The sequence below is a fragment of the Streptomyces sp. NPDC050549 genome (genome assembly GCF_040655035.1).
Lineage (GTDB): Bacteria > Actinomycetota > Actinomycetes > Streptomycetales > Streptomycetaceae > Streptomyces.
Genome location: NZ_JBFAJD010000003.1, coordinates 74,477 through 90,392, shown reverse-complemented (window position 1 = coordinate 90,392; position 15,916 = coordinate 74,477). Strand labels below are relative to the sequence as shown.

Sequence of the window (15,916 nt, the reverse complement as noted above, 5' to 3'; positions counted from 1 at the left end):
GGGTAACACAACCCGTTCCCAGCCGTTGGCACGACACCCAGGACAAGGCAGTATCACCCTGTGGCCGATCTCATCACCGTTGAGGATCCCGACGACCCGCGCCTGCGTGATTACACGGGCCTGACCGACGTAGAGCTGCGCCGCAAGCGTGAACCGGCCGAGGGCCTGTTCATCGCCGAGGGCGAGAAGGTCATCAGACGGGCCAAGGACGCGGGCTACGAGATGCGCTCGATGCTGCTGTCCGCGAAGTGGGTCGACGTCATGCGCGACGTCATCGACGAACTCCCGGCCCCGGTCTACGCGGTGAGCCCGGAGTTGGCCGAACGCGTCACGGGCTACCACGTCCACCGGGGCGCCCTCGCCTCCATGCAGCGCAAACCGCTCCCCACGGCGCACGAACTCCTCCGGACCACCCGCAGGGTCGTCGTCATGGAGTCCGTCAACGACCACACCAACATCGGCGCGATCTTCCGCTCGGCGGCGGCCCTGGGCATGGACGCGGTACTGCTCTCCCCGGACTGCGCGGACCCTCTGTACCGCCGCAGTGTGAAGGTCTCCATGGGTGCGGTCTTCGCCGTCCCCTACGCCCGACTCGACAGCTGGCCCAAGGGCCTGGAGTCGGTCCGCGAGGCAGGCTTCACGCTGCTCGCCCTCACCCCCGACGAGAAGGCGAAGAGCCTCGACGAGGCGGCCCCCCACCGCATGGACAGGGTCGCCCTGATGCTCGGCGCGGAGGGCGACGGTCTCTCCACCCAGGCCCTGGTGGCCGCCGACGAATGGGTCCGCATCCCGATGGCCCACGGCGTCGACTCCCTCAACGTGGGCGCTGCCGCTGCCGTAGCCTTCTACGCGGTGGCCACCGGCCGCCCCGAACTCTAGGAGCCCCTTGGACCAGCGAGAGGCGATCGTCGCCGTCCTACGACGCGCGGACCGCGTGCTGGTCATCCGCCGTGGACCCGACTCGGCCCGCTCCGGCTACTGGGCCCCGCTCAGCGGCAAGCTCGAACCGGGCGAGACCCAGGAAGAAGCCCTGGTCAGGGAGGTCCACGAGGAGGTCGGCCTCGCGGTCTCCCCCCTGGCCAAGGTCTGGCAGTCCGAGACCGACGACGGCGGCTTCCGCCTCCACTGGTGGACCGCCACCGAAACAGGCAACGGCACCATTGTCCCCGACCCGGGCGAGGTCTCCGAGGTCCGCTGGGTCACCGCGGCCGAGTTCCTGACGATGACCCCGCTCTTCGACGCGGACCGGGAGTTCTTCGCGCACATCCTGCCGAGCCTGTAGGCACGGCTGAAAAGTCAGCGCGTCCGGCGTCTGAGGACGGGGCCGTCCGGGCCGAAGCGGGGGTCTGGGGCGGCGGGGGGCGAAACAACCCCACGACACCCCACCGCTCACTGCCCGGCGAAACCGCCCACAGCCCCGAACCGCCCGTCCTCCGCCACGACCCTCTCGTGCCCCTGCGGTGCACCGCCCCCCGTGCGCCCGAGCCCGTGCGCCGGCCCCGAGCACCCCTGAGCCACTGCGATACCGAGCGCGACCAGCAACGTCACCACGACGAACACGAACAGCCGCTGCCGCAGCAGACGCGGGTTGGCGGGCCGCCGCCCCGTGCCCGTGGTCCGCGGCCCCGGGCGGCCGGTGCCGCTGCGCGGGGCGGGACGGCTGCCGCTGCCGGAGCGGGTGGTGTTCCGCCCCGCCGGAGTCGGCCGTGCCGAGCCCGGTCGGGAAGGGACGCCGCCGCTCCCACGAGAGGGATTGCCACCGCCCCGCGACGGCGGAGCGGTACCGCGCGGCGCCGGGGTGCCCTGCGGACTCTGCGGGCGTCGACCGCCCTGCGTGCGCTGCTGCTCGGGATAGCTCTCGGTGAGCCGCCCGGTGGGCCGGTCGGCTTCGCCACCACGCGGCGCGGGCGGTCGTACGTCCGACAGACCCTGGGCCTCACGGGCGGCGATCTCCTTGAGGCGCAAGGACAGCTGGAGCGTGCTGGGCCGCTCCTCGGGATCCTTCGCCAGGCACGCGCGGACCAGCGGAGCGAGCGCGTCCGGTACACCGTGCAGCTGCGCCTCCTCGTGCACCACGCGGTACAGCATCACCTCTGAACTGCCGTGCCCGAAGGGCGAGTCGGAGGTAGAGGCATACGCGAGCGTGGCTCCGAGCGAGAAGACGTCCGTGGCCGGCGTGACCGCGGCCCCCCGCACCTGCTCGGGTGCGAGGAAGCCGGGCGAACCGACCGCCGTGCCGACGTGCGTGAGCGTCGAGGCTCCGGTCGCCCAGGCGATACCGAAGTCGATGATCCGCGGGCCCTTGGGGGAGAGAAGGATGTTCGACGGCTTGAGATCCCGGTGAACGACCCCGGCTTCATGCACCGCGACGAGCCCCTCCGACAGCGCGGCCCCGATCGCGGCGACCTCGGCCGCGCCGAGCGCGCCCTCGTCGGCGACCTTGTCGTGCAGGGAGGGACCGGGCACGTACTGCGTGGCGAACCACGGCCGGTCCGCCTCCAGATCCGCCGCGACCAGCCGCGCCGTGCACCCACCCCGGATCCGCCGGGCGGCCGACACCTCGCGCGCGAACCGCGAACGGAACTCCTGGTCCTCCGCCAGATCCGGGCGGATCACCTTCAGCGCGACCCGCTGGCCCTTGCGGTCGGAGCCCAGGTAGACGACGCCCATTCCGCCCGCGCCGAGCCGTCTGTGAAGCCTGAACGAGCCGACGACGCGCGGGTCCTCGCGCCTCAGGCGCATCATCGCCATGTTCATCCCCGCTGCCCGGTCCGTGTGACGAGCGACAGCTTACGTTTCCACAGCCGCCCGCGCGCAAAGGCCGCGCCCTCTCGGACCGATGGATTGTCAGTGCCGGGTGGGAAACTTTGAAGGGTGGTCAGAGGCCGTGCGAACAGCAGGACTTCATATCGCCCCCGACCCCAACCAACCATCACAGAAGGGGGATTGAGCGCGTGAAGGGTGATCGCGTCGAGATAGTGGTGGACGCCGGCGACACCACACGTACATACGAGGTGGTGGCGAGCAGGGCGGGCCGCAGGGTGGAGACGGCGGTACGGCGAGGTGTTGTGGAAGTGAGCGAAGTCACCCGCAGCGGCTCAGTAGTCCGCACAGCCCGCTTCATGGCGACCCGGGTCCTGGCCCTGGTCGAGCAGCCGGTCCCGCGTGAGGACAGCTCGGAGAAAGCGGGGCACACCGGACGCCCCCTCCGGGAAGACCCCGAGACCTAGGTCTCCGTCTCCACCCAGGGGAGTAGTTCGCAGGTCATTGCTCATCCTCCGGGAGGCCCGCCAATCGGTACGAGGGCATGACGACCCGCACCCGCCGCGCACCTAGATTTGAGGTCAAGCGGCGGGTGCAGCACTCGTCCCCCGAGGTCAGACACCCGCCGCTGCCAACGACAACTGAGTTCGGTCAACGGAGCACGGTCAGGAGAGGGACCATGGCCCACACGGCACCGCGGGCATTGATCCGCGAAGAGGGACGCAAGGCGTACAACGCGGCGTTCCACACCCGCCGCACGGGCCGTCGCCACCCGCTGGTGGCGACCTTGATGGCACTTCCCCTGGCGGTCCTGCTCCTGGTCGTCTTCGACGGCTGGGAGACCGTGGCCACACAGGCGTCGTCCGTGGGAGTGATGCTGGGGCGCTGAGCGGCGACCCCAGGCCCGGAAGAGCGGTCCGGGCGGGGACATCAACCCATGAAACCCCGTGGGGACGGGGGTGCGGCGGACGGCAAAAAAAGCCGGCGCAGCTGGGGAGCTGCGCCGGCTTTGCTTTGCCCTCGCATTGCAACGCCTTTGGCTGGAGCGCCCCGAAGGGGCGCGGGGCTGTATCGATTTTCGGCTCCGCAGAGTGGGCGCGCCCAGCCCCCACCGGCCCGCAGTGGACCCGCACACCCAGCCGTACGCTCCCATAGCAAGCCGTACGACTCAGGGGGACCCGGTGACCACCCGCCAACTGCTGTCCGACCTGACAGCCCGAGCTGTAAAAGCAGCGCACACCCGAACCCCCGCCTGCCCCTGCGGAGCAACCCACACCCTCACGGACCGCCCCGACGGCACAGTCGTCCGCCACGCAGCCACCGTCGCCAAGGCCCACGCCCCGCACACGAACCCCACCGACCTCACGGCCCGCCTCACCGCCGCCACGCACCTCCCCGGCATCCTCCTGCCCCCACTGGACCCCACCCCCCTCACCCTGCACGACCGCCAGGTGACGTTCTGGCCCTACGGCACCCCCGTGGACCCGGACGATCCGGACGCGGCCCCCTGGGAAGCCGCGGCCACCCTCCTCGCCCGCCTCCACCGCACCCCCGCCCCGACCCCCCTCCCGCCCATGCGCGGCCCCCTCAAGGCGGTCAGGGCGATCACCCGCCTGCGCGAGACCGGCGGCGGCCACCCCGCAGCCGCCCCTGTCCTGCACGCCTGGACCCTGCTCCCGGCGTGGGCCCGCGCGGAGGCGCCCCAGCCGGACACCACCACCCTCTGCCACGGCGACCTCCACCTGGGCCAGCTCGTCCGGCACCCGGCCCCCGACGGCCCCTGGCTGCTGATCGACGTCGACGACCTGGGCGTAGGAGTCCCGGGGTGGGACCTGGCGCGGCCCGCCGCCTGGTATGCCTGCGGGCTGCTCCCGCCCGACGAGTGGGCCCGCTTCCTGGCCGCGTACCGCGCGGCGGGCGGCCCGGCGGTTCCCGCGGACGGCGACCCCTGGCCGGCCCTGGACGTCCCGGCCCGTGCCCTGACCGTGCAGACCGCGGCCCTCGCCATCGTCAAGGCGGTCGCGGCGGGCCGCCCACTGGACGAGGTGGAAGGAGCGGTTGTGGACGCCTGTGACCGAATGGGTTCCGTCCCACCCGAGTTGACGCCCGGATTCGCGAAGTAGGGTGCAACCGACCGGGGTCGGACGGAGTCTGTCCTGGGGAAACACGAAGACGTACCAACGGCCGAGGAGTTGAGCCGAGCATGCAGTGTCCGAAGTGCCATGCGCCGATGCACACGTACAACCGCAACGGTGTCCAGATCGAACAGTGCAGCAACTGCCGGGGGATCTTCCTCGACTACGGCGAGCTGGAGGCGCTGACCCGCGTGGAGTCCCAGTGGCAGCAGCCCGCCCCGCCGCCCCCGGGCCCGCAGGCCTACCCCGCCCCGCCCGCGCCCGCCTGGGGCGCCCCGCACGGCGGCGGTCACGGCGGTGGCCACTACGGCGGTCACGGCGGCCACCACCGCCACAAGAGCTTCGGCCACATGCTGTTCTCCAGCTGACCGGCACACGGAAGAACCCCCGGCCGTACGAGACGGCCGGGGGTTCCGGTGTGTGGACGATACTGGGATTGAACCAGTGACCTCTTCCGTGTCAGGGAAGCGCTCTCCCGCTGAGCTAATCGTCCTCGGGACCACGATCCGCAGATCATGGGCGGTACGTGCGCGATACTGGGATTGAACCAGTGACCTCTTCCGTGTCAGGGAAGCGCTCTCCCGCTGAGCTAATCGCGCGGGGATCCTTGCGGATCAGTGGACGATACTGGGATTGAACCAGTGACCTCTTCCGTGTCAGGGAAGCGCTCTCCCGCTGAGCTAATCGTCCTTGGAGGTGGAGACGGGATTTGAACCCGTGTAGACGGCTTTGCAGGCCGTTGCCTCGCCTCTCGGCCACTCCACCAGGAGCGTAGGGGTTCGGGAAGATCCCCCACTTCCTGCGAGCGGACGACCAGGTTCGAACTGGCGACCTCAACCTTGGCAAGGTTGCGCTCTACCAACTGAGCTACGTCCGCTTGTCGTTTCCGCTCGGCTTGCGCGTCGCGGCGACGAGTTGAACTCTAGCGGATTCCGGGGCCAGCACAAAAACGCGTTTGTGCAGCGTGCTGGCCTGCGACTACGGGAACGCATGGTCAGGGCACCCGCGGTGACATGGCCGGGCAACCTGTGAGACACCCGCCATAGACTCGACGGCGTGCTCGACCTCGTTCCTCTTGCCCGCTTCGGCGGCCGTGTCGCCACCGGCCTCCTCGATGTCACCAGCGATCCCGCGGCCCTGGACTCCACCGGCTTCTGGGCGGTCGCGGCCGACTTCGAGGGCCGTCTGACCTGCGCGCGCTTCCGCGACGTGCGACCCGAACCGGTCCCGGCACCCGTCCCCGGCGCCTGGCACGGCCCCGCGACCGACGCCTGGACCAGCTCCCTCGACCGCGCCGCCTACACCGCCGGCGTCCGCCGCATCCGGGAGCACATCGCGGCCGGCGAGGTCTACCAGGCCAACCTGTGCCGCGTCCTGTCCGCGCCCGTCGCGCCCGACGCCGACGTGGACGCCCTCACCGCCCTGCTCGCACGCGGCAACCCGGCGCCGTACGCAGGAACGATCCGGCTGCCCGGTCACGGCGTCGAGATATCCACCGCGTCACCCGAGCTCTTCCTGCGCCGTACCGGGCGGGTAGTCGAGTCGGGCCCGATCAAGGGCACCGGGCGGACGGAGGCGGACCTGCTGCAGAAGGACTACGCCGAGAACGTGATGATCGTGGACCTGGTCCGCAACGACCTCGGGCGCGTCTGCGCCACGGGGACCGTGACCGTGCCGGACCTGTGTGTCGTCGAGAAGCACCCCGGTCTGGTCCACCTCGTGTCGACGGTCCGGGGTGAGTTGCACGCGGACGCGGGCTGGCCGGAGCTGCTGGCCGCCGCCTTCCCGCCCGGGAGTGTCACCGGCGCGCCCAAGTCCAGTGCCCTGCGCATCATCGACGCCCTGGAGACCGCACCCCGCGGCCCCTACTGCGGGGGCATCGGATGGGTCGACGCCGACCGGGGCACCGGCGAACTGGCCGTCGGCATCCGCACCTTCTGGATCGACCGCGCCGACGGCAGGCTCCGCTTCGGCACCGGCGCCGGCATCACCTGGGGGTCGGACCCCGAGGGGGAGTGGCGGGAGACCGAGCTGAAGGCGTCACGGCTGCTCGCGGTAGCGTCGGGCGCGTACGAGGTGAGCGGAGGGGCTCTTTCATGAAGATCTGGCTCGACGGCGGGTTGCAGGACATCGAGTCCGCCCGTGTCTCCGTCTTCGACCACGGACTGACCGTGGGCGACGGCATTTTCGAGACGGTGAAGGCGACGGACGGGAAGACGTTCGCGCTGACCCGCCATCTCGACCGGCTGACCCGCTCCGCACGCGGACTCGGCCTCCCCGACCCCGACCTGGACGAGGTCCGCCGCGGCTGCGCGGCCGTCCTTGCCGCCAACCCGATGCCGTTCGGCAGGCTGCGCATCACGTACACCGGCGGCCACGGCCCCCTCGGCTCCGACCGCGGCGAGCACGGGCCGACCCTGGTGGTCGCCCTCGGCGAGGCGAAGCGCCGCCCCGACTCCACGGCGGTGGTCACCGTCCCGTGGACCCGCAACGAGCGCGGCGCCCTCGCGGGCCTCAAGACCACGTCCTACGCCGAGAACGTCGTCGCCCTCGCCCGCGCCCACCAACACGGCGCCTCCGAGGCCCTGTTCGCCAACACGGTCGGCCAACTCTGCGAAGGCACGGGCTCGAACGTATTCGTCGTCCTGGACGGCGAGATCCACACCCCGCCGGTCGCCTCGGGCTGCCTCGCCGGCATCACCCGCGCCCTGACCGTCGAATGGACCGGCGCCAAGGAGACCGACCTGCCGCTCGACGTCCTGGAGCGCGCCGACGAGGTATTCCTGACGTCCTCGCTGCGCGACGTACAGGCCGTCCACCTGCTCGACGACCGCCAACTCCCGGGCATGGCGGGGCCGGTGACCGCCAAGGCGATGCGCGTCTTCGACGAGCGGTCGGGCGACGACCTTGATCCGTAAGAGCCGCAGGAGGCACATTTAAGAGGCTGACCTGGGGCTCCGGGTCGGGTAGAACACAGGTGATGACCACGACCCTGCGGCCGACCGAGCCGCTTCAGCGCGAGACCGACGGGACGCGTTCACGCCGTTACCAGGTGTGTGTGAACAGCCGTCCTGTCGGGGCGATACGCCTCAGCACGAGTCCGTTCTTCGGCGACTCGGTGGCCCAGATCCTGGACCTGAGCATCGAGGAACCGGACCGGCGGCGCGGCCGTGGCACGGTGGCCGCGCTCGCCGCCGAGGAGGTGGTGCGGGGCTGGGGCTGCGACCGTATGGAGGTCTCCGTGCCGGCCGGCGCGGAGGCGGCGCTGAAGGTGGCGAGGGCCCTCGGCTACGTCGTGCGCAACCGCCACATGGAGAAGCCGCTCGGCGACCTCGCGCCCGAACTGCCCACTGGGAGCCTGGGGCGGCCCATGACCCAGGAGGAGTACGGCCCGTGGGAGATGCGGGGGACCGAGGACTTCACCAAGAGCTGGACCGAGCGCGGGGTGCCCGAGGCCGAGGCACGGACCAGGGCTCTGCAGACCAACACCGAACTGCTGCCCGACGGACTTGCCACCCCGGACATGACCTTCAGCGTCCTGGAGCACGAAGGGATCGCGGTGGGCACGCTCTGGACGGGCCAGCTTGACGGCAAGGCCTTCGTCTACAAGGTCGAGGCCGACGCCCGCTGCCGGGGCCACGGCCGCAGCCTGATGCTCCTGGCCGAGGCGCAGGGCATCGCGGCCGGACTGCCGGCCATCCGGTTGAACGTCTTCGCGGGCAACACCCCGGCCGAGCGTCTCTACGAGTCGCTCGGCTACGAGACGGTCACCTACCACCTGTACAAGAGCTTGCTCTGAGACCTTGCCGGTTGCTCACTCGACCCCGGCGAGCAGCCGGTCGGTGATCTCCTCGATGCGGGCGCGCAGCCCTTCCTGGCTCTTGCTGCCGTCGAGGAGTTCACCGCCGATGACATACGTCGGGGTGCCGGTCACGCCGATTGCCTTGCCCTCGGCCTGGTCGGCGTCGACGATCAGGATGTGCCGGCCGTCGATCAGGGCGGTGTCGAACTCCTCGGCGTCCAGGCCGAGTTCGCCGGCCATCTCGACCAGGAAGGGTTCGCCCCTGCGGTCCAGCTCCTCGACCCGCCCGAGCACGGCCTCGACGTAGTCCCAGCCCCGCCCCTGCTCCACGGCCTCCTCGGCGGCCTGTGCGGCGGCGAAGGAGTGCTTGTGCTTCTCCAGTGGGAAGTGCCGCAGCCGCAGTTCCAGCCGGTCGCCGTAGCGGGCCCGTAGGTCGCGCAGATCCTCCAGCGCGGTGCGGCAGTCCGTGCACTGGAGCTCGCACCAGACGTCGAGGACGGGGGTGCGCGCGGAGGGGAGGTCACTCATGGGACCAGTCTCCCAGCCCCGGATCCGCCGTCCCAACCGGGACCACAGGGTCCAAGGGACGCGGGCGTACGGCGCCGACCGGCACCTGGGGAGGATGCGACCCGGAGATGTCCCTGATGTCCTACCGGGGCATGGCATCCCGGGGACCGGACGGTGCAGGATGGAAGGGACGAAGTGCGACCTGCCGGGCCGACGTGTCCGAGCGGACCGGCCGACCTCGTCCGACCGAGAGTGCCCGACGGAACCGCCTGGAGGACCGGATGATTGCCGAGACCGTCTGTTCCGCCGTTTCCGCGGCAGGCCTGGGCATCGCCGCGGTCACCGCGTACCGCAAGCGTTTTCTCTCCGCCGCCCGTATCGCCGCCTATTCGCTGGTGCCCGTCGGCCTGGTGATGACCGGGGTCGTCGGCTGGGCCGCCGACACCGCGTTCAGCCCCACGGCCTGGGCGGGTTTCGTCGTACTCGGCGGTGCCTGGCTGCTCTTCACGGGCACCCGAGCCGTGGAGCGCCGACGTGGCGGCACCCGCAAGGAGCGCAGGGCGGCCAAGGCCTCGGCCCAGCCGGACGCGGTGGCCCCGGCTGCCTCCGCGCCCTCCCTCGGTCCTGCCGCCCGCCCGGCGGCCCGGCCCGCCGCCGCGCCCCGCGCCCAGAGCGGGGACGACTTCAGCGACATCGAGGCCATCCTGAAGAAGCACGGCATATGACGGACGCACAGCGACTGAAACGACACAGAGCGAGCCGGGTCCGCCGGTAAGTGTTCAGGACCCGACGCGACCCGAAACGGACATCACGGAATTCGGCGAACTCCCTCTCCTATCGGGCGTGTTGATCGCGTGAGGGGTCCTCGCTGCGTCATCATCGCGGCGAGATGCTGGACACGACACAGAGCGACGCCGCGCCGCCGAAGGACGAGCCGCGCGGGTGCCTTTTCGCCCTTTCCCAGCCACCGCTGATGATCTTCCTTGCGGTGATCGGGTGTCTGCTGCTCATGGCCTCGCTGCACGACCTGCTGATGCTGTGAGCCGTACTCGTGGTCCCCGACGTCACCCGCCGGGGGCCACGACCTCATCGAAGGGCGTCGGCCGTCAGCCCGCGGCTTCCTTGCGCCGGGCCCGGTACGCCGCGACATGCAGTCGGTTTCCGCAGGTCCGGCTGTCGCAGTATCTGCGCGAGCGGTTCCGGGAGAGGTCGACGAAGGCGCGCCTGCAGTCGGGGGCCTCGCAGCGGCGCAGCCGCTCCTGCTCGCCGGCCACCACGAAGAACGCGAGCGCCATCCCGCAGTCGGCGGCGAGATGGTCGGCGACCGAGGCGCCGGGCGCGAAATAGTGCACGTGCCAGTCGTAGCCGTCGTGGTCCGTGAGACGGGGCGTGGTGCCCGCGGCGGCGACCAGGTCGTTGATCAGTCCGGCGGCGGTCCGGGGATCCGGCGCGGAGAAGACCGCGGTGAACCGGCCGCGGATCTTGCGCACGGCGGAGAGGTCGAACTCCGAGAGCACGCCCACATCGCTGATCTCGTGGTTTCGTACGAAATCCGCGAGCAGCGCGACGTCCGACAGTCCGTCCGGCGCCGCGGCGTCCTCCGGTGCGGTGTTCACCAGATCCACCACGGTGTCGAGGGCACACCGGGTGTCGTGGGTGATCAGCACGTTTAGCTCCCTGGCCTGGGGGTCGGGCGGGCGCCCGCCGATGCTGGCCGATGGTAGTGGCTTCCCGGAGGGCGGCCCCTGCCCCTATGAACGCCATCGTGTCCCTCGCGGTTCCCCGGGCTACGGAGAGTGCGGTTCACGGGACACGGAGAGTCGCCCCCTCCGCGGCCCAGGGGGGACCACCGGCGGCGGGCGCCGCACGCACCGGCGCCGCCCCCGCGACGAATCGCGGCGACGGCGCCGGTGTGTGCCATATGCGGTTGTCCAGGCCCGAGCCGTCTCCCCGAGTTCGGACGGCGCCAGGTGGTTTGGGTCGGGGCCTTGCGCTAGCTCTCCGCCAGGATGTGCGACAGCTCCTGATCCAGGTCGAAGTGCCGGTGCTCCGTGCCGGGTGGCACGGCGGCGTCCGTCCGCTTCAGGAAGGACTCCAGGGCCCGTGCGGGAGCCTCCAGCAGGGCTTCGCCCTCGGGAGAGCTCAGTGCGATGCAGACGACGCCCTGACCGTGACTACGGGATGGCCAGACACGGACGTCGCCGGTACCGGTGGGCCGGTGGAGGCCCTCCGCGAGAAGGTCGCGGGCGAACACCCACTCGACGGTCTCCTCGGCTCCGGTGTGGAAGGTGGCGTGCACGGCGTAGGGGTCGGCCGTGTCGTACCTCAGGCCTGCGGGGACAGGCAGGGATGACTCGCTCGACACAACGAGGCGCAGGTGCAGCTCGCAGCTGACCGTGGTGTTCATAAGCGCCAGGGCCTTTCGCTCAGTGTGCGCTCGGGGATTCGCACGTCGGCGAAATCGACATGCCACCTACGGTGCCGTTGTAAACCCCTCTGAGTGTTTTGCGTGCCTTTACGTAACTCTTCCGGCCGAGGGCTCGATCGCTCGGTGCGGCCATTCCGGTGACTGGATTCCCTCGGGTAGGGTTTGTCCGTATGAATACGGGGAGTGACGGGCCGGGTGAGGTTGTCGTGGCGTCGGACGGAGCGGCCGACGGGGCGCCGGACGGGACAAGAGTGGACGGGGCCCGGGACGAGCAGGGGCTCGGTTCCAAGGCGCCGGAATTCATCAAGGCGCGCCGTGCGCTGCATGTGAGCTGGCAGGTCGGAGTGTTCGTCGTCGGCCTCGCGGTCGTGGCCGCCGGCATCGTGATGCTGCCGCTGCCGGGACCCGGCTGGGTGGTGATCTTCGGCGGTATGGCGATCTGGGCGACCGAGTTCGTCTGGGCCCAGCTGGTGCTCCGCTGGACGAAACGCAAGGTCACCGAGGCGGCACAGCGTGCGCTCGACCCGGCGGTGCGCCGCCGCAACATCGTCCTGACCTCGATCGGCCTGGTGATCGTGGTCGCCCTTGTGGGCGTCTACGTCTGGAAGTTCGGTGTGGTGATGCCCTGGAAGATCAAGGACCAGTGACTCGGTGGCGGCGCCCGGGTGCCTTCCCGTGCTGGTCGGAGGCACCCGCTGACATGGGGTAATGTTCTCCGTGCGTCCGGGCGATTAGCTCAGTGGGAGAGCGCTTCGTTCACACCGAAGAGGTCACTGGTTCGAACCCAGTATCGCCCACCCGGATCGACGGCCCGCCTGTGATCGCACAGGCGGGCCGTCGTCGTTCACTCGTCGGTGACGAGAGGTCAACTCCCCGCCGCCCAGGCCTTTTTCGGCCGGTCGTCGGTGAGTGCTGCAGGCCGCTTTCTGTTCGGCCGGCCGATCGCGGGCTTCTCACCTGCGGTGTCCGTCCCGCAGCTCCCGCGACGCACCCGTCGGCGCCGTCGTGGCGCTCAGCCGGCCCACAAGAAATTCCTGTCCGAATCATTGACGCGCTCCGAGGGCCTCCGTAACTTGTGCCAGCAAGCGCTTACTTGAAACGATTCATGCAGGTGGCAACGACGCTACGGGGAGGGCCCGTCATGGGAACCGGCACGAATGTGGAGAGGCGTACGATCTTGAAGGCCGCCGGAGTCTCGGCGGTCACGCTGGGGCTGGCCGCGACGGCTTGCGGCGGCAACGGCGGCACGTCCGCGGACGGGACGGTGACGATCCGTTACTCGTGGTGGGGTGCCGAGGAGCGAGCGAAAAAGATCAATCAGTCCATCGCGCTCTTCGAGAAGAAGTATCCGAAGATCAAGGTGAAGACGGACTTTCAGGACTATCCCTCTTTCTGGGAGAAGTTCCAGACGCAGGCCGCCGGTGGAAATCCACCGGACGTATTCCAGAACGCCGTCGGATTTCTTCGGAAGTACGACAAGAGAGGTGTCCTGCTCGATCTCAAGTCGCAGATCGACGCAGGCAATCTGAGCCTGGATCACTTCCGCGCGGGCGTCGTCGAGGTCGGCCAGGTCGACGGCAAGCAACTCGGTGTTCCGGTCGGCTCGAACACCATGGCGCTGGTCATCGACAAGACGGTCTACAAGCGGGCGGGCATCGACCCCACGGCGGGCTGGACCTGGGACGAGTACTTCAAGGCCCTCAAGACGATCCACGACAAGACCAAAGTCCCCGGGGACACCGGCTACTTCAGCATCATGTACCTGTACGACCTCTACCTCCGGCAGAACGGCAAGGCGTTCTTCACCAAGGACGGACTCGGTTTCGAGGAGTCCGATCTGACGGAGTGGTGGACGGACGGGTACGGCCGGGTGAAGGCCGGGATCGTCACCTCCCCGAAGGTCGTCGCCCAGGACACCCCCAAGTCCTCGCTCTCGGCGGGCCACGGTGCCTCGGAATTCACCTGGGACAACTTCACCGTCCGCTACACGGCGGAGGGCACCAGCGACTACGGCCTCGCGCCGATCCCCACCACCGACGGCAAGCACACCGGCCAGTACCTCGCCTCCCTGATGCTCAGCGGCTCCGCCCGGACCAAGCACCCGAAGGAAGTCGCCCAGTTCATCGACTTCATGGTCCACGACCCCGCCGTGGGCAGGATCATGGGCTACGACCGGGGCATCCTCGCGACCACCGACCAGTACGACGCCTTCAAGCCGACCGACACGGTCCAGAAGGAGATCGCCCAGTACGAGGCGGACACCGCCAAGGCCGGGGTCCTCGGGACGATCACCCCGCACCCGTCCGGCGCCGACACCGCCGAGTCCGCCTTCCTCCGGATCGCCGGGGACATGGCCCTGGGCAAGACCAAGGTCGCCGACGCGGTGAAACAGTTCTTCTCCGAGGCGCAGGCCGCCTTCTCCGCCTGATGGGAACCGCCGTGACGCTCGTCAAGGACGCTCCGCCCGATGCCCGGCAGACCCGTTCCGCAGCCCCCGCCGACCGGAAGCGGCGGGGGCGCCGTGAGAACATCGCCGGCTATCTCTTCATGTCCCCGTGGATCGCCGGGTTCCTGCTGCTGACCGCCGGGCCCATGGTCGCCTCGCTCTACTTCGCGTTCACCGACTACAACCTCTTCGACAGCCCGAAGTGGATCGGCTTCGACAACTTCACCCGGATGTTCGACGACCCGAGGTGGCAGAAGTCGGTGGAGGTGACGGCGAAGTACGTCGTCATCGGCACCCCGCTGAAACTCCTGCTCGCCCTCGGCGTCGCCATGCTGCTCGCCCAGAGCCGCCGCGGCCAGGCCCTCTACCGGGCCGCCTTCTACGCCCCCTCGCTCATCGGCGCGAGTGTCTCGATCGGCTTCGTCTGGCGGTCGCTGTTCTCCGACGGCGCCATCGTGGACCGTACGCAGTCTCTGTTCGGCGCGCATGTCGGCGGCTGGGTCGGTGACCCCGACTGGATCCTCTACTCCCTGGTGGCGCTCACCGTGTGGCAGTTCGGCGCGCCGATGGTCATCTTCCTCGCCGGACTCAAGCAGGTGCCGAAGGAGCTCTACGAGGCGGCCGAGATGGACGGGGCCGGACCGTTCCGCCGGTTCTGGAACATCACGCTGCCGATGATCTCCCCGGTGCTCTTCTTCAACGTGCTGCTGGAGACCATCCACTCCTTCCAGATCTTCGGCTCGGCGTACGTCGTCTCGAACTCCCAGTGCGGACCGGCCGACGCCACGCTCGTCTACACCTGTTACCTCTACCAACAGGGCTTCAAGAACGCCCAGATGGGCTTCGCGTCCGCGATGGCCTGGATGCTGCTGCTCGCCGTGGCGCTCGTGACGGCCGTCCTCTTCTGGTCGCAGAAGAAGTGGGTGCACTACGAGGAGGACGCCCGATGAGCCGCCCGCTGAGCCTCACCACCACCAAGTCCTCAGGCCTGGGCCGTCGGCGCACCGGCTCCCTCGCCTGGCACATCGGGGCACTGGCCGTCCTCGCCGTCGTCCTCTACCCGGTGCTCTGGGTGATCGGCGCCTCGTTCAAGCCGAGCAAGGACGTCATCGGCAGCCTGCAACTGTTCCCCGGGCACCCGATCCTCGCCAACTTCAAGGGCCTGGCCAAGGGCATCGCCGACATCTCGATCTGGACCTTCTTCGAGAACTCCCTCTTCTACGCCCTCGGTTCGGTCGTCGGCATCCTGATCTCCTGCTCCCTGACGGCGTACGCCTTCGCCCGCATCAGGTTCGCCGGCCGCAACCTGCTCTTCTCCCTGATGATCGGCACGCTCCTGCTGCCATACCACGTGCTGCTGATCCCGCAGTACGTGATGTTCCAGAAGCTCCAACTGGTCAACACCTACGTCCCGTTGCTCATCGGCAAATACCTGGCGACCGAGGCCTTCTTCGTCTTCCTGATGGTGCAGTTCATGCGGAACCTGCCGAAGGAACTGGACGAGGCGGCCCGCCTCGACGGCTGCGGACACCTCCGCATCTACTGGTCGATCGTGCTGCCGCTGTGCCGGCCCGCGCTCATCACCAGCGCGATCTTCACCTTCATCAACGCCTGGAACGACTTCATGGGCCCGCTGATCTACCTCAACGAACCGGGCAAGTACACCGTCTCGTTGGGCCTGATGATGTTCCGCGACTCGGACGGCGTGGCTGCCAACTACGGCGGCATGATCGCCATGTCGCTGGTCGCGCTGCTGCCGGTGCTGCTGTTCTTCCTCGCCTTCCAGCGCTACCTGATCGACGGTATGGCGACCTCCGGACTGAAGGGCTGAGGCG

Annotated in this window: 19 protein-coding genes and 6 tRNA genes; 16 read left to right on the top strand and 9 right to left on the bottom strand. The window is 69.5% G+C overall.

Annotated features, from left to right (window positions below; all coding sequences use genetic code 11):
• Positions 1 to 60: 60 nt before the first annotated feature.
• Both AB0I51_RS06490 and AB0I51_RS06485 read left to right on the top strand, forming a co-directional pair.
• Positions 61 to 879 (top strand): RNA methyltransferase, encoded by an 819-nt coding sequence (locus tag AB0I51_RS06490; protein ID WP_362972050.1) that lies wholly within the window; start codon positions 61 to 63, stop codon positions 877 to 879.
• A gap of 7 nt (positions 880 to 886) precedes the next feature.
• Positions 887 to 1,282 (top strand): NUDIX hydrolase, encoded by a 396-nt coding sequence (locus AB0I51_RS06485; protein ID WP_362972048.1) that lies wholly within the window; start codon positions 887 to 889, stop codon positions 1,280 to 1,282.
• Positions 1,283 to 1,389: 107 nt separating this feature from the next.
• On the opposite strand, the gene AB0I51_RS06480 is transcribed toward AB0I51_RS06485, so the two are convergent.
• Positions 1,390 to 2,757, bottom strand: a complete 1,368-nt coding sequence (locus AB0I51_RS06480; protein ID WP_362972046.1) for a protein kinase — start codon at positions 2,755 to 2,757, stop codon at positions 1,390 to 1,392.
• 197 nt (positions 2,758 to 2,954) lie between these two features.
• On the opposite strand from AB0I51_RS06480, the gene AB0I51_RS06475 reads away from it, so the two are divergent.
• From AB0I51_RS06475 to AB0I51_RS06460, 4 genes are all read left to right on the top strand, one after another.
• On the top strand, positions 2,955 to 3,230 hold the full coding sequence (locus AB0I51_RS06475) for a hypothetical protein (protein ID WP_362972044.1): 276 nt from the start codon (positions 2,955 to 2,957) through the stop codon (positions 3,228 to 3,230).
• A gap of 212 nt (positions 3,231 to 3,442) precedes the next feature.
• Entirely contained in the window at positions 3,443 to 3,652 is a 210-nt protein-coding gene (locus tag AB0I51_RS06470) for a hypothetical protein (protein WP_317888187.1), read from the top strand.
• A gap of 292 nt (positions 3,653 to 3,944) precedes the next feature.
• On the top strand, positions 3,945 to 4,886 hold the full coding sequence (locus AB0I51_RS06465; RefSeq protein ID WP_362972041.1) for an aminoglycoside phosphotransferase family protein: 942 nt from the start codon (positions 3,945 to 3,947) through the stop codon (positions 4,884 to 4,886).
• Positions 4,887 to 4,966: 80 nt separating this feature from the next.
• Entirely contained in the window at positions 4,967 to 5,266 is a 300-nt protein-coding gene (locus tag AB0I51_RS06460; RefSeq protein ID WP_318015217.1) for a zf-TFIIB domain-containing protein, read from the top strand.
• Between the two features lie 53 nt (positions 5,267 to 5,319).
• Here the strand turns inward: AB0I51_RS06460 and AB0I51_RS06455 are convergent.
• The 5 genes from AB0I51_RS06455 to AB0I51_RS06435 form a co-directional block, all read right to left on the bottom strand.
• Positions 5,320 to 5,391, bottom strand: a tRNA-Val gene (locus tag AB0I51_RS06455).
• 34 nt (positions 5,392 to 5,425) lie between these two features.
• Positions 5,426 to 5,497: transfer RNA gene (locus AB0I51_RS06450), tRNA-Val, on the bottom strand.
• Positions 5,498 to 5,516: 19 nt separating this feature from the next.
• A tRNA-Val gene (locus AB0I51_RS06445) sits at positions 5,517 to 5,588 on the bottom strand.
• A gap of 1 nt (position 5,589) precedes the next feature.
• Positions 5,590 to 5,663 (bottom strand) — tRNA-Cys (locus AB0I51_RS06440).
• Between the two features lie 39 nt (positions 5,664 to 5,702).
• Positions 5,703 to 5,775: transfer RNA gene (locus AB0I51_RS06435), tRNA-Gly, on the bottom strand.
• 179 nt (positions 5,776 to 5,954) lie between these two features.
• Here AB0I51_RS06435 and AB0I51_RS06430 point away from each other — a divergent pair.
• From AB0I51_RS06430 to AB0I51_RS06420, 3 genes are all read left to right on the top strand, one after another.
• Positions 5,955 to 6,998 carry a chorismate-binding protein gene (locus AB0I51_RS06430; RefSeq protein ID WP_362972039.1) on the top strand — a complete coding sequence of 348 codons (1,044 nt, stop codon included), beginning with the start codon at positions 5,955 to 5,957 and terminating at the stop codon, positions 6,996 to 6,998.
• Positions 6,995 to 7,816 carry an aminodeoxychorismate lyase gene (locus AB0I51_RS06425; protein ID WP_362972037.1) on the top strand — a complete coding sequence of 274 codons (822 nt, stop codon included), beginning with the start codon at positions 6,995 to 6,997 and terminating at the stop codon, positions 7,814 to 7,816. Before AB0I51_RS06430 ends, AB0I51_RS06425 begins: the two co-directional genes overlap by 4 nt.
• A gap of 62 nt (positions 7,817 to 7,878) precedes the next feature.
• Positions 7,879 to 8,697 carry a GNAT family N-acetyltransferase gene (locus AB0I51_RS06420; RefSeq protein ID WP_362972035.1) on the top strand — a complete coding sequence of 273 codons (819 nt, stop codon included), beginning with the start codon at positions 7,879 to 7,881 and terminating at the stop codon, positions 8,695 to 8,697.
• A gap of 15 nt (positions 8,698 to 8,712) precedes the next feature.
• Here the strand turns inward: AB0I51_RS06420 and AB0I51_RS06415 are convergent, their stop codons facing one another.
• Complete coding sequence (locus tag AB0I51_RS06415; protein ID WP_362972033.1) at positions 8,713 to 9,228, bottom strand: DsbA family protein; 516 nt, start codon at positions 9,226 to 9,228, stop codon at positions 8,713 to 8,715.
• A 260-nt stretch (positions 9,229 to 9,488) separates the two neighbouring features.
• Here AB0I51_RS06415 and AB0I51_RS06410 point away from each other — a divergent pair, with 260 nt between their 5' ends.
• Both AB0I51_RS06410 and AB0I51_RS06405 read left to right on the top strand, forming a co-directional pair.
• Positions 9,489 to 9,932 carry a hypothetical protein gene (locus tag AB0I51_RS06410; RefSeq protein WP_362972031.1) on the top strand — a complete coding sequence of 148 codons (444 nt, stop codon included), beginning with the start codon at positions 9,489 to 9,491 and terminating at the stop codon, positions 9,930 to 9,932.
• A 164-nt stretch (positions 9,933 to 10,096) separates the two neighbouring features.
• Complete coding sequence (locus tag AB0I51_RS06405) at positions 10,097 to 10,249, top strand: hypothetical protein (protein WP_019059824.1); 153 nt, start codon at positions 10,097 to 10,099, stop codon at positions 10,247 to 10,249.
• A gap of 64 nt (positions 10,250 to 10,313) precedes the next feature.
• Here AB0I51_RS06405 and AB0I51_RS06400 read toward each other — a convergent pair whose 3' ends face one another.
• Together AB0I51_RS06400 and AB0I51_RS06395 are read right to left on the bottom strand one after the other, a co-directional pair.
• A complete protein-coding gene (locus AB0I51_RS06400; protein WP_019066337.1) occupies positions 10,314 to 10,874 on the bottom strand; it encodes a CGNR zinc finger domain-containing protein in 561 nt (186 codons plus the stop codon).
• 326 nt (positions 10,875 to 11,200) lie between these two features.
• Positions 11,201 to 11,614, bottom strand: a complete 414-nt coding sequence (locus tag AB0I51_RS06395; protein ID WP_004002642.1) for an SsgA family sporulation/cell division regulator — start codon at positions 11,612 to 11,614, stop codon at positions 11,201 to 11,203.
• A gap of 191 nt (positions 11,615 to 11,805) precedes the next feature.
• Between AB0I51_RS06395 and AB0I51_RS06390 the strand changes: the two genes are divergently transcribed.
• The 5 genes from AB0I51_RS06390 (at position 11,806) to AB0I51_RS06370 (ending at position 15,912) form a co-directional block, all read left to right on the top strand.
• Positions 11,806 to 12,282 carry a TIGR02611 family protein gene (locus AB0I51_RS06390; RefSeq protein WP_362972028.1) on the top strand — a complete coding sequence of 159 codons (477 nt, stop codon included), beginning with the start codon at positions 11,806 to 11,808 and terminating at the stop codon, positions 12,280 to 12,282.
• Between the two features lie 78 nt (positions 12,283 to 12,360).
• Positions 12,361 to 12,432: transfer RNA gene (locus tag AB0I51_RS06385), tRNA-Val, on the top strand.
• Positions 12,433 to 12,776: 344 nt separating this feature from the next.
• Positions 12,777 to 14,063, top strand: coding sequence for an extracellular solute-binding protein (locus AB0I51_RS06380; RefSeq protein WP_362972026.1), 1,287 nt, complete (start codon positions 12,777 to 12,779; stop codon positions 14,061 to 14,063).
• A gap of 11 nt (positions 14,064 to 14,074) precedes the next feature.
• Positions 14,075 to 15,031, top strand: a complete 957-nt coding sequence (locus tag AB0I51_RS06375; protein WP_362972024.1) for a sugar ABC transporter permease — start codon at positions 14,075 to 14,077, stop codon at positions 15,029 to 15,031.
• A complete protein-coding gene (locus AB0I51_RS06370; protein ID WP_362972022.1) occupies positions 15,028 to 15,912 on the top strand; it encodes a carbohydrate ABC transporter permease in 885 nt (294 codons plus the stop codon). Before AB0I51_RS06375 ends, AB0I51_RS06370 begins: the two co-directional genes overlap by 4 nt.
• Positions 15,913 to 15,916 lie beyond the last annotated feature (4 nt).